Raw genomic sequence first — 12,621 nt, forward strand, 5'->3', positions numbered from 1 at the left:
GCGTCGGGCGTGCCGGAGCATCGCCCTGCCGCTGTTGAAGCCGCCTCGAACCTCGACGGCGGTACCTCGCTATGCCGGATCAGGATTGCGCGAAGGTTGTGGGCCTTTGCTCGTCTGCAAAAGCCTGCTCGTCTGCAATAGACCCACCGCTGCAGGCGTCGGGCTCGAGCCTTTGCTCGGCTCGCGCCGCAACGCGTCCGATCCGGCGGGAGCAAGAAACGAAACGCATATTCGTGGGGCAATCAGGGAATGGGGCAGGACCTTGCCGACCCGCTGCTGGCTATCGAGATACCGATGCGCTTCAGCTGCTTCGGAGAGTGGAAAGACACGATCGATAACTGGTACGATCTTGCCCTCGCTGAGCTTTGCAAGCTGGGCGCCAGCGGTTGCACATCGATAAGGACCACAACAAGTGGCGACACCTCATTGAGGATTTATTCTATAAATCAATTACTTAAATCGCTCGCCACGCGAAGCGACAAGACAGACCAAAGCTTCAAAGCCACGATCTGTCTCGCCGCGGCAATCACAAGTGCGCGTTGGTAGCCAACACACTGGTCCGGCCTACATCTTGCAGGGAAGGATGAGGCAGGAGGGATGTTTTGAGTGATGCCGTAGGTATCGGTGCCGACCTTCTGCCCGTACCAGTGAATCATGGGCTGGTCCAACGCCGTGGAATCGGCGTTCGTCAGTTCGAGCCGCAACCGGTCACCGGGCTTGACCCGCACCGACATCGGCAGCAATTCCACGCGCAGTTTTACCACATCATGTGGCGTCACCCGCTCTTCCCGGTCATGGGTATGAAAAGGCCGCATTGGCCGAGTTAAGGACGGGTCTTCGTGCCTGTGCGAAGCGCGCAACCAGCCCTGGGTCACCTTCTGGGCATTGTTCGTGCCGTTTGGCATCAGGGAGAGCTTGCAGAAGACTTCGAAATCCGTCTGGTCGGACGACGCGAAGATTTCGAGGACGCCGTTCCCAGTGAATTCATTCTCCTCCGAGAATGGTGCGGTCGTATAGGTGTTGATGCGGGCGGTGTGATCGGGACGACCGTTTACGATGGTCGTGGTGCCGGCCATCCAGAGCGGATCTGGATAGGTCCAGCTGGTCGAGTTGGCTTCATCACCCGGCTCGGATTGCTGCAGCGTCCCATCATTGAGCGATAGGGAAAGGTCGCTCTTTGCTCCCGACAGGAAGAATGTCTTCGGCGAAACCCCGGCAGGCGGCCAAGTCTCGGCCGCGTCGTAGCGTCCGGCATTTTTCACAAAATACCGGACGTTGGGCTTGTCCATTACGCCATTGTCGATGCCTTTGAGGTGATAATCATACCAGGGCAGCAGTTCTTCCCGATGGAAATCGGTTTGATCGAACAGGCGCTGTGCGCCGGCAAAACTATCGGGTTCGGCCACCAGCAGTTTCTTCGGCCCCGTGACCTTTTCATATCCGTTGAAATTGCCGCGCAGATGCAGCGGTCCCTTGCCCCACACCCCTATGGAGAAGGTCGGGATGTCGACCTTTTCCAGACCCCAATAGGGGCTGCGCTCATGCCACCAATCATCATCGAAAGGATGGTTTATCAAAGAGGGGATAACCTTGTGGCGGCCGCCGCCAAAAGCGTCATGCCCTTGCGCGAAATGCTGGTACATCACTGACGCCAGCATCCACTGTCCCAGAAAGCCCTGGATAGGTATGCCGCCGTGATACATCCAGTCACGGTAGTTGTCATTGGCGCCGTCATAGGGGACGATCGTGGTCAGATGGGGTGGACGCGTCCGCGCGGCATTCCATTGGCTCATGGCGAAATAGGATTGGCCGATCATGCCGATTTTGCCGGTCGACCAATCCTGGGCTGCGATAAACTCGATGGCGTCGTGCGTTGAGTTCCCTTCGGCGATCGACCAGGGGTCCCACTCGCCCTCTGACACGCCTGATCCTGGCAGGTCCAGAATGACATAGGCGTAGCCCTCGTCCAGATAAAGCTGAATGGGTCCATATTCCGACGATGCGAACATCCAATGGGCCGGGAGGTGGCGCAAGGATTTCTGGTATGGGGAGGCTGCCAACAGCACCGGTACGGGACCCGATTTACCCTTGGGCAGGTAGACGTCTGCTTTCAGCTTTTGACCAAATCGATCTACAAATTCTATCTCGAAGGGCTCGATATCAACGTGTGGCATACGCCTCATCCTCCGTTGGATTTAAGGTGCGTTTAGTCCGGCGGCCCGTCGGGGCGGGACCGCGGCATCTGTCTATGAGAGACCAGGATTGCGTGAAGGTTGCGGGCCGTTGCGCGTCTGCAAAGGTGAGCCGCTGCAGGCGTCGACATTGGGCGCTGGGCTCAAGCTGCACCACTGCGGAATGTGCTCATGACGCATCAGCACAGCGCGCAAATCGTCCACGGCCTAGCTCGGAGGCGATGCCAGGGAGTGGCCAACCTAGCCCGCGAGGGGAAGCCTGATCTCGAACAAGGCGCCGCCGCCGGGCGCGTCGCCCACCGTGATATGACCGTTGTGGTGTTCGACGATTTCCCTGACCAAAGACAGGCCCAACCCGGCGCCTTGATCGAGCGGCACGATGCGGTTGAAAGGCTCGAAAATGGACTGGCGATGCTCCTCGGCGACGCCGGGGCCGCTATCGGCCACGCGGACCGAGCCATCTCGCCCAACGCCGACGCGGATCGTGATGTTCCGGCCGCCATGGATGACGGCGTTCTGGATCAGGTTGACGATGGCGCGCGACAGCGAGGCCGGGTCTGCGGCAACGGTGACGCTGTCCACCTCGGCATCGAAGGCGATGTCGTCGCCCGCCGCTATGGCCAGCGGCGCCATCTCGGCGGTGACCTGCGCGACCAGATCGACCAGGTTTACCGGCCCGAACACCGTCAGGTCCGCGTCCAGCCGTTGCAGATCAAGCAATTGATTGGCCAGATTGGCGAGACGCGCAACATCAAGCATCAGCCGGCTGCGTTCCGCGCCGTCTGGCAGCAGTTCGATGCGCGTCTGGAGGATGGCAACGGGCGTGCGCAGTTCATGGGCCGCATCGGCCAGAAAGCGCTGCCGGCGCTCGATGCCGTCATCGAGGCGCTGCAGCGCCGCATTGACCGCCCGGACCAGGGAATGCAGTTCGTCGGGGACATGTGTCGATGACAGGCGGGAGCCGCGCCTGTCGACATCGATCCTGTCCGCCTCCGCTGCCACGTCATCGACCCCGCGCAACTGGCGCGTGACAATCGGGGGAATGGCGACGAAGGAAACCACCGTCAGCAGGATCAGCAGACCAACAAAGAATGGATTGCCGAAGACCGCGTCGAAGCCGATTTCAGGCCCCCCGCCAGTGATGATCCAGAGCCGCCCCAGATCGGTATCGAGGCGCCTGACGATCGCCACCGTCTCCTCGCCGCTTTCGCCGGCAAGATTGGCTGATGTCATCCGCGCCAAGGCGTCCGGCAGGGGCATGATGGCGTCAGGGACATCGCCCATCTGCACGGAACCGCCTTGGGCATTGACAGCGTAGAACCACAATCCAGGATAGGCGGCGGCTTCCTCCAGCAGATTGTCGTTGGCAAGAAGTTCCAAACTTCCGGTCTCGGTGCGATAGACCGAGGCGGCAATGTCATCGGCAATATCGTCGTCGAAGCGCTGATCCTCGCTGAGGAACTGGTAGATGGGCACCGCGGCCACGCCGGTGAATGCCATCAGCACCAGTGCCTGCATCACCACCATGCGCCAGGCCAGCCTGGCGCGCAGCGAGCCGGAACGCCACGGCCTCATGTGGCAGCCCTGAGCAGATAGCCCAAGCCTCGGATGGCATGAATTTCGACGCCTGCGCCGTTCAGTTTGCTGCGCAGGCGGGAGATATGTGAATCCAGCGTATTGGAGACGATTTCCTCGTCATAGCCATAGACCGCTTCCTCGAGCGCGCTGCGCGCCACGGTGCGGCCTGCGCGCCGCACCAGGATTTCCAGCGCCAATAGTTCCCGTCGGGTCAGATCCAGGGGGACACCGCCAACATCGGCATGCCGTTCGGTCAGGTTGAACTGCAAGCGGCCGACATTGACCGTGCTCTGCCCGATCTGGGCGGGGCGGCGCATGACAGCGCGCAGCCGCGCCATCAACTCATCGGTGGAGAACGGCTTGGCCAGATAGTCGTCGGCACCATGATCGAGCCCGGCGATGCGCTGGTCGGATGAGCCCAGCGCCGACAGTACGATGACGGGCAGTCCCGGCCGTTCGCGGCGTAGCAGCGGGATCAGCGACAGGCCATCGCCGTCAGGCAGCTTGCGATCGAGCAGGACGGCATCATGCACGCCGCTGCGGCAGGCCTCTTCGGCGATCTCCAGACTGGGCGCATGATCCACGACAACGTCATGGCGACTCAGCGCCGTCGTCAGGGCCACCGCCATGTCCTTCTCGTCTTCAACCAGCAGAATGCGCATCTATATTCCTGTCAAATGCCAGCCCATTCTAGCAACAAACATTGCGGCTGGATTGCGCGGTGTGCAGAACATGCTTGACCGAGCAGGTGAGGTATCAAAGGGCCCTGCTGAACAGGCATGCAGGCCGCCTTGGCCGCAAGGGGCATCTGGCGGCCTGCCGTTCGGGGATCAGCTGCGCCCCGGTGTTACCGGTTCCAGCGTGTCGGGGTCGAGAAACACCATGCTGGTGCCGCCCTTGCCATCGGGTACCCAGGCGCGGATCAGCGCACCCCATTCCTCGAAGCCGGCGGTGACGATGCCACGGTCCCGCAAACTGCGTTCGAGGGCGATCGTGGGCTTGTCGTGGACGGTGCCCAGTTCGTTTTCAGCAGCGAAAGCCGGAACGGCAGTGAGACCGACAAGGGCAAGAACGGTTACTATGGAGAGAGTTTTCATCGGGATGTTCCTTTCTGTTGAACACCCTCAGATTGTCCCCTGTCCATTGTCCCAACATTGCAAAACGCCATGTCGGACAGATAATTAGAAACATCTCGGAGGTCTGGGAATGGAGCCCGCGCAGGGCGCCTCATAGCCAGAATTTGGGCGCCGGCAGGCTGTGAGCCTCCCCACACCGTCAGAGCGCTGTACAACGATCACTTCATTCAATACATACTGAACGAAGTGAACGAAACGGGAGCCTGCGGTGTCATCCGTCGAGCGGTTTGTCGAAGAAATGGGCCTGATGTCGCAAGAGCGCGGCGACACCAGGATTGCCGGACGCATCTTCGGGCTGCTGGTGATCGAGGGGCATGAACTCAGCCTGCAGCAGATCAGTGAGCAGCTGGGCGTCAGCCGGGCCAGTGTCAGCACCAATGCGCGGTTGCTGGCCAAGCGCGGCTTCATTCGCCTGACTACCCGTACCGGCGATCGGCAGGATTATTACCAGCTGGTGGGGTTTCCCTATGACGACCTGCTCGCCGAAGTGGCGCAGCAGTTTACCCAGCACGCCCATGCCATTTCGGCTTTCGTCGACCCGATCCGCGCCGAAAGGCCGGGTGCTGCCGATCGCATTACCGAGCTGTGCAAATTTTACGAGAAGTCTGCTGCATTTCTTCAGCGCTGGGCGCTGGCCGTGCGCGACGAGCAGACGAGCCAAAAGGACAAGACATGACCGAGGCACATGACAAACCCGAATGGGCGCAGAGCCGGCGGGAAAAGAAGAACGCCCAGCGTGTGGCCGAGGGCCTCAAGCCCAAGCGCCGCATCGTGCCGTGGATCGTGCTAGGGCTCGTGATCGTGGGCATCGCCGCCTTTGTGCTGACGCGGCCGCCGGCGCCCGCGCCGTTGGAAGTGGCCGAGACCGCGATTGTGCATCAGCTGCTGGGCTCGGAAGTCAGCGAAATGACGCCAGCGAAGCTGACGCAGACCGCCAAGGTCACCGGCACATTGGTGCCGGCGCAGCAGGCCGCCGTCGCCTCGCAGGCCTCGGGCCGCGTGTTGAGCGTGGCGGTGCGGCCCGGCGACAGCGTTGCGGTGGGCGATGTGCTGGCCGAGATCGACCGGGCCAATCTGGAGCTGCAGCTCAGCCAGCAGCAGGCCACGGCCAATGCCACGCGGGCCCAGCTCGAATCGTCGCGCCAGCAGCTCGAACGGACCGAGGAACTGACCCGGCAGGGCCTGGCCACGCCCTCGGCGCTGGAACAGGCCCGCTCGGCTGCTGCGGCGCTGGAGGCCAATTATGCGGCGCTGCAGAGCGCCGTGCAGACGGCCGAACTGGCGCTGAGCAATGCCACGGTGCTGTCGCCGCTTGATGGGGTGGTGTCCGAGCGCTCGGTGGAGCCCGGCCAGACCATCCAGGCAGGGACGGCGCTGTTCACCATCGTCAACCTGAGCGAGATGGAATTTCAGGCTGCGGCCTCGGTGACCTCGGGCGCCCTGGTCAATCCGGGCCAGGCGGTATCCATCGCCGTCACCGGACTGGATGGCCAAAGCTTTGACGGCACGGTGACCCGGGTCAATCCGGTGGCGTCGACCGGCACGCGCACCATCCCGATCTATATCGGGCTCGAAAACGCCGATGGGCGGCTGCGCGGCGGCATGTTCGCGACCGGCCAGATCACCGTAGCCCAGGCCGAAGACGCCCTGGCGGCGCCAGCCACTGCTTTGCGCGAGGACGCCGAGGGCACGTTCGTGCTCAAGCTCGACAATGGCACGCTGGTGCGCCGGGCCGTCGAGCCTGGCGCTGCCTGGGATCGCGGCCGGATAATCGAGATTGACGGCCTCCAGAGCGGGGACGTGATCGTCACTGCGCCGCTGAGCGAGCTGGCCGATGGCGACGCCTATGAACGCGTGGAGGATTGAGCCATGTTCCTGACCCGTATCAGCGTCAATCATCCCGTCTTTGCCACCATGATCATGGTGGCCATCATGGTTTTCGGTGTCTATTCGTATCAGCGGCTGCCGATCGAATCGATGCCGGACGTCGATTTCCCCGTGGTCGCGGTGGTGGTGAGCTATCCGGGCGCCTCGCCCGAGGCGGTCGAGGCCGATGTGGTCCAGCCCATCGAGGACGCGGTCAATACCATTGCCGGGCTCGACACGATCCAGTCGACAGCCCAGGCCGGCCAGGCTCTGGTGCTGATGATCTTTGATCTCGAGCAGGACTCCCAGCAGATGGCGCAGGAAGTGCGCGACAAGATCGACCCGGTTGGTGCGCTGCTGCCCGACGGGGCCGGCGATCCGCGGGTGCTGCGCTTTGATCCCAGCGCCCTGCCTATCCTGTCGCTGGCGGTCAGCTCGAGCACGCTGTCGGACCGCGACCTGACAGCGCTGACCGAAGACCTCATCGTCACGCGCCTTTCCAATATCAGCGGCGTGGGCAGCGCCACGGTGGTGGGCGGGGTGCCGCGCCAGCTCAATATCCAGATCGATCCCGATCGCCTGACTGCCTTCAATATCAGCCCGAGCGCCGTCACCCAGGCGCTGCGTGCCGCCAACCAGGACCTGGCGGCCGGCGCGATCACCCAGGAAAGCACCGTGCAATCGATCCAGGTGCTGGGCCGGCTGGAGGACCAGGACGACTTCTACGACATCATCGTGGGCAATCAGGGCGGCCAGCCGGTGACGCTGCGCGATGTCGCCACCATCGAGGACGGCACCGGGGAGGCGGCGAGCCTGGCCATTCTGAATGGCGAGCGGGCGCTGGCGGTCGATATTCTGAAGACCCAGGGTGCCAATACGGTGGGCGTTGCGGAAGCCATTCGCGACACCATCGACGATCTGCTGGCCAATGAGTTGCCCGACGGCGCGGTCTCCATCCAGGTCGTGGTCGACAATGCCCAGCCGGTAGAGGACAGCTTCCACGCCGTGCAGAACATGATGATCGAGGGCGCGCTGCTGGCCGTCGTCATCGTCTTTCTGTTCCTCAATTCCTGGCGCTCGACGGTGATCACCGGGCTGACGCTGCCCATCTCGATCATCGGCACCATGGTGGCGCTGAGCTTTCTGGGCTTTACCCTCAACATGATGACGCTGCTGGCGCTGTCACTGGCGGTGGGCATCCTGATCGACGACGCCATCGTGGTGCGGGAGAACATCACGCGCCACCTCAATATGGGCAAGAGCCACCGCCAGGCGGCGTTCGACGGCACCAATGAAATCGGCCTTGCGGTGATGGCGACGACGCTGTCCATCGTCGCGGTGTTCCTGCCCGTCGCCTTCATGGACGGGATCATGGGGCGGTTCTTCCTGCAGTTCGGGGTGACCGTTTCGGTGGCGGTGCTGATCTCGCTGTTCGTGGCCTTCACGCTCGACCCGATGCTGTCGAGTGTGTGGTATGATCCGGCCTCGCAGCCCAATGCCAAACGCGGCCCGGTCGGCCGGGCCGTGGCGCAGTTCGACCGGCTGTTCGAGTGGATCACCGGCGGCTACCGCCACCTGATCCGCTGGGGCCTCAAGTTCCGCAAGACCGTGCTGCTGATCGCGCTGGCCTCGCTGGTGGGCGCCTTGGCGCTGTTCCCCCAGGTTGGCGTCGAGTTCATTCCGGCAACCGACAATGGCAATTTCACCGTTTCGGTGGAGACCCCGGCCGGGTCGAGCCAGGACTATACCGCAGCCAAGCTGCGGCAGGCGGAACGGCTGATCCGGGCGATGCCGGTGGTCGAGACCACCTATTCCACGGTGGCGGGGGGCCTGGCCGCTTCCGGCGCCAATTCGGGCTCGATGACGGTAACGCTGGTGGACAAGGCCGAGCGCGACATCACGCCGGTCGAGCTGATGCCGGAGATCCGGCGCCTGCTCGACGCGGTGCCCGGCGCCAATTTCCAAGTCTCGGCGGCATCTGGCCTGGGCCAGACCAGCGCCCCGGTTTCGATCACCATCTATGGCGACAGCTTTGATACGCTCGAAAGGCTGGCTGACCAGCTCACCGCCGAAATGGCGGGGATCGAAGGGTTGATCAATATCACCTCGAGCCTTGACGAGGCGCAGCCGGTGGTGGGCGTCAATGCCAACCGCGACCTGGCCAATGCGCTGGGCATTTCGCTGGCCCAGGTCGCCGACACGCTGTCGCCGCTGGTCAGCGGGGAGGACGTCGCCGACTGGACCGCGCCCAATGGGCAGATCTATTCGGTGGTGGTGCGGCTGCCGGAAAACCTGCGCAACGATGTCGATGCCATCGGCAATCTGCCGATTGCCCAGTCCGGCGCCAGCGGCTCAACCGGCATTGTGACCCTGTCGCAGGTGGCCGACATTGTCGAAAGCACCGGGCCGGCCACGATCAACCGGCAGGATCTGCAGCGCGGGGTGACGGTGGAAGCCTATCTCGAGGGCGTCGAACTGGGCACGGTGACGCCGCAGCTGCAGGCCGCGGTCGAAAGCATCACCTTTCCGGTGGGCTATCGCAGTTCGTTTGGCGGCGAGGTCGAGCAGATTGCCGAGACGATGGGCGCCATCGGTTCGGCGCTGCTGCTGGCGGTGATCTTCATCTACCTGGTGCTGGCCAGCCAGTTCGGCAGCTTCCTGCAGCCCATCGCCATCATGGGCTCGCTGCCCCTGGCGCTGATCGGGGTGATGGTGGGGCTGCTGATCGGTGGCTCGACGCTCAACATGTTCTCGGCGATCGGCTTCATCATGCTGATGGGTCTGGTGGTCAAGAACGCCATCCTGCTGGTGGACAATGCCAACCAGCATGTACGCGGCGGCATGAACCTCTACGAGGCGCTGGTGGAAGCGGGAACGACGCGGTTCCGGCCCATCATCATGACAACGCTGGCGATGATCTTCGGCATGCTGCCGCTGGCCCTGAGCCTGCATGAAGGCAGCGGGCAGAACGCGCCCATGGCGCATGCGGTGATCGGCGGGCTGATCAGCTCGACGGCGCTGACGCTGCTGGTGGTGCCGGTGCTGCTGACCTATATCGACAGCTTCAGCGCCTTTACCCGGCGGTTCCTGCCCAAAGCGCCACACGATGAGGCGCACGTGCCGGCGGAGTGAACTGGGGTTCGCCGGGCGCGACCCAGCCAAGCAAATCCGATAGATGCACGAAAGACAAAGCCGGCGCCCGATGGGCGCCGGCTTTATGGGTGGATCGAGCCCCTGTAGGGGCCCGATCGCCAAGTCTGAAGCGCTAGATCCAGTACGGGGCAACACCGTAATAGTCGTAGACGCGACGGCCGTTTTCCGGGGTCCAGTAATCGTCGTCATTGTCGTATTTGGGCGCGCCTTCGACCTGTTCCTTGCTCACGTCAACCTGGTAGCCGCCCAGGCTTTCGTCATAGCTGAGCTTGGACCAGGGGAGCGGATAATGCTCGTCGCCAATGCCGAGAAAGCCGCCGAAGCTGAGCACGGCATAGGAGACCTTGCCGCTGCGCTTTTCAATCAGCAGGCGCTCGATCGAGCCAATATGCTCACCGCGCGGGTCATAGACCTTGGTGCCTTCGACCTTGTCGGAGGCGATCAGGTCATGGGTTTCCTTGACGCTGGCGTCCTGGGTGCGGTTGTCATCGTAAGCCATTGGCAAACTCCTTTGGTTGGATGTGAAGGGCTAACGTGACCCGGACGGACACAGTTCCATCCAAAGAAATGTGATCGAAAAGGGCCAATCCGGCGGGAACCCAAGGGGCAATGCGGTGGTCTGGCAGGGGCAATTCGGAACTGCGCCGTCCGCGGAGCGTTCTCCTGTTGCAGCTGTCGCCATCCTGCGACGATGCGCAGGACCGTGTCGCTGACGACACATAGTCAAGGGAGATATCTGATGGCAACAGCACCCCAGGAGCCGGGCCCCAAGGTCGCCAATGTCGATTTTCTGGTCGACGAAAATGGCGCGCGGCTCGACGTGCCCGTCGATTCCACACTCAAGGTGGCGGGGGAGCATGACGATACGGTCGGCGCCACCGGCCCGACCAATTGGTGGCTCTATGGCATTGGCGCGCTGGCCGTGGTCATCGCCATCATCCTGCTGATGCAGGTATTTTCCGGCGCGCCGGGCACCGATGTGCAGCCCGGCACGCCCACGTCGGAAAGCGTCGTCGCCCCGGCGACCGACCCAGCCGTGCCGGTCCAGGAGCCGGTGGTTCCGGCGCAATAGTCCAAACGCCCTTTGCAGAAAAAAAAGGCGCGCCCCGCGGGACGCGCCTTTTGTGTTTCCAGCGGCGGCGCGATCAGCCGTTGATGGGCGCGATCTGTATCTCGACGCGACGGTTCTGGGCGCGGCCCTGCTCGGTCGCGTTGGAGGCAATCGGGCTCGTCTCGCCCTTGCCTTCGATATAGAAGCGGCGCTGGTCAATGCCCTGATTGGCGAGGGCCGTGGCAACCGAAACGGCGCGGCGCTGGCTGAGGCCGAGATTGTAGGCATCGTCGCCCTGGCTATCGGTGTGGCCATAGACATCGATGATCGACTTGTCGAACTTCTTGAGCACCAAAGCGACCGAGACCAGGGTCGAATTGAACTGGGGCTGCACCATGGATTCATCGGTGGCGAAGGTGATGTTGGACGGCATGTTGAGGATGATGTTCTGGCCGATACGGGTCACCGATACGCCGGTACCCTGCAGCTGTGCGCGCAGCTCGGCTTCCTGCTGGTCCATATAGGAGCCGATGCCGGCGCCCGTCAGGCCGCCAACGCCGGCGCCGATCAGCGCGCCAACGCGCGGGTCGCCACCCGTGGCAACGCCGACGAGTGCGCCGGCCAGGGCACCGCCGCCGGCACCGATCAGCGCGCCGCCGCTGGTGTTGGAAAGCTGGGACTCGCCGGTATACGGATTGGTGGTGGTGCAGGCGCTCAGCGCCAGTGTCGCGAGCAGCGCGACCAAGATCTTCGACTTCATAGACTATCCCCCTGAAGGATTCGGTTGGTGGCCTGTAGGTGCCTCCTCAATACGGCAGGATGGTGATGAACGAAAGAGGCTGAACAGTAGATGAACGGATCAGGCGCTGGCCCAGCCGCCATCAACCAGGAACTGCTGGCCCGAAATCATGGCGCTATCATCGGCCGCCAGAAACAGGGCCATGCGCGCCACGTCATCGGGATAGACATGGCCGGCCAGCGCCTGGCTGGCTTCGATGCTCTTGAGGGCAGCGTCATCGAGCCAAAGCTTGAGCTGGCGCTCGGTGATGACGGCGCCGGGCACCAGCGAATTGACGCGAATGCCGGAGCGCCCCAGCTCGCGGGCCATGGCGCGGCTGAGCCCGTGGGTGGCGGCCTTGGCCGTTTCGTAGATGGGCAGCGATGGCGACATGATCATCCAGCTGATCGAGCCGGTATTGATGATGGCGCCCTTGCCGGCGCGGATCATGCCGGGAGCGACGGCCTGAATGGCGAAAAAGGCGTGCTTGAGGTTGACCGCCATGCGGCTGTCCCAGTCGGCGGGGGTCACCTCCGCCCAGTCATGGCGTTGATCGTGGGCAGCATTGTTGACCAGCACGAGAGCATCGCCATGGGCCGCGGCCAGGTCGGCGATGGCGGCCTGATAGGCGGTGGTATCGGTGATGTCGCAGGCGATGAAACGTGCCGTCTGGCCAAGCCCGTTCAGCTCTGCCGCCAGGGCATTGCCCTCCGCGGCGGCGATATCGACAAAGCCGACCCTGGCGCCCTGGGCGGCGAAGTTGCGCACCAAAGCCGCACCGATGCCCGTGGCACCGCCCGAAATCACCACCGGCATGCCGGCAAGGCTGGGATAGGTGGCAAAGACGGGCATGGGCGATCTCCTCTG

At 63.2% G+C, this 12,621-nt stretch carries 12 protein-coding genes; 4 read left to right on the forward strand and 8 right to left on the reverse strand.

The annotated features are described in order from the left end of the window. Positions 1-69 precede the first annotated feature (69 nt). From GDR53_RS19905 to GDR53_RS04795, 5 genes are all read right to left on the reverse strand, one after another. A complete protein-coding gene (locus tag GDR53_RS19905) occupies positions 70-348 on the reverse strand; it encodes a zinc-binding dehydrogenase (RefSeq protein ID WP_193337973.1) in 279 nt (92 codons plus the stop codon). A 98-nt stretch (positions 349-446) separates the two neighbouring features. Beyond that, on the reverse strand, positions 447-2,174 hold the full coding sequence (locus GDR53_RS04780) for a CocE/NonD family hydrolase (RefSeq protein ID WP_193336950.1): 1,728 nt from the start codon (positions 2,172-2,174) through the stop codon (positions 447-449). A 258-nt stretch (positions 2,175-2,432) separates the two neighbouring features. After that, positions 2,433-3,767: a sensor histidine kinase gene (locus GDR53_RS04785; protein ID WP_193336951.1), complete on the reverse strand. Its 1,335-nt coding sequence runs from the start codon at positions 3,765-3,767 to the stop codon at positions 2,433-2,435. Then, the gene (locus GDR53_RS04790; protein WP_193336952.1) at positions 3,764-4,432 is read right to left on the reverse strand and encodes a response regulator transcription factor; all 669 of its coding nucleotides are present in this window, start codon (positions 4,430-4,432) and stop codon (positions 3,764-3,766) included. The genes GDR53_RS04785 and GDR53_RS04790 overlap by 4 nt, the downstream gene beginning before the upstream one ends. A 168-nt stretch (positions 4,433-4,600) precedes the next feature. Beyond that, a complete protein-coding gene (locus tag GDR53_RS04795; RefSeq protein ID WP_193336953.1) occupies positions 4,601-4,867 on the reverse strand; it encodes a hypothetical protein in 267 nt (88 codons plus the stop codon). A gap of 247 nt (positions 4,868-5,114) precedes the next feature. On the opposite strand from GDR53_RS04795, the gene GDR53_RS04800 reads away from it, so the two are divergent. The 3 genes from GDR53_RS04800 to GDR53_RS04810 are packed head-to-tail and all read left to right on the forward strand — an operon-like array spanning position 5,115 to position 9,904. Further along, the gene (locus tag GDR53_RS04800; protein ID WP_193336954.1) at positions 5,115-5,582 is read left to right on the forward strand and encodes a GbsR/MarR family transcriptional regulator; all 468 of its coding nucleotides are present in this window, start codon (positions 5,115-5,117) and stop codon (positions 5,580-5,582) included. Beyond that, positions 5,579-6,772, forward strand: a complete 1,194-nt coding sequence (locus GDR53_RS04805; RefSeq protein ID WP_193336955.1) for an efflux RND transporter periplasmic adaptor subunit — start codon at positions 5,579-5,581, stop codon at positions 6,770-6,772. The genes GDR53_RS04800 and GDR53_RS04805 overlap by 4 nt, the downstream gene beginning before the upstream one ends. Positions 6,773-6,775: 3 nt before the next feature. Further along, positions 6,776-9,904: an efflux RND transporter permease subunit gene (locus tag GDR53_RS04810; RefSeq protein ID WP_193336956.1), complete on the forward strand. Its 3,129-nt coding sequence runs from the start codon at positions 6,776-6,778 to the stop codon at positions 9,902-9,904. Positions 9,905-10,037: 133 nt separating this feature from the next. Here GDR53_RS04810 and GDR53_RS04815 read toward each other — a convergent pair whose 3' ends face one another. Then, positions 10,038-10,424, reverse strand: coding sequence for a PRC-barrel domain-containing protein (locus GDR53_RS04815; RefSeq protein ID WP_193336957.1), 387 nt, complete (start codon positions 10,422-10,424; stop codon positions 10,038-10,040). Between the two features lie 240 nt (positions 10,425-10,664). Here GDR53_RS04815 and GDR53_RS04820 point away from each other — a divergent pair, with 240 nt between their 5' ends. Continuing rightward, positions 10,665-10,997, forward strand: a complete 333-nt coding sequence (locus GDR53_RS04820) for a hypothetical protein (protein ID WP_193336958.1) — start codon at positions 10,665-10,667, stop codon at positions 10,995-10,997. A 73-nt stretch (positions 10,998-11,070) separates the two neighbouring features. On the opposite strand, the gene GDR53_RS04825 is transcribed toward GDR53_RS04820, so the two are convergent. After that, complete coding sequence (locus GDR53_RS04825) at positions 11,071-11,736, reverse strand: OmpA family protein (RefSeq protein ID WP_193336959.1); 666 nt, start codon at positions 11,734-11,736, stop codon at positions 11,071-11,073. A gap of 99 nt (positions 11,737-11,835) precedes the next feature. Further along, entirely contained in the window at positions 11,836-12,606 is a 771-nt protein-coding gene (locus GDR53_RS04830) for an SDR family NAD(P)-dependent oxidoreductase (RefSeq protein ID WP_193336960.1), read from the reverse strand. Positions 12,607-12,621: the final 15 nt, after the last annotated feature.

This window comes from Devosia beringensis (assembly GCF_014926585.1).
GTDB lineage: Bacteria > Pseudomonadota > Alphaproteobacteria > Rhizobiales > Devosiaceae > Devosia > Devosia beringensis.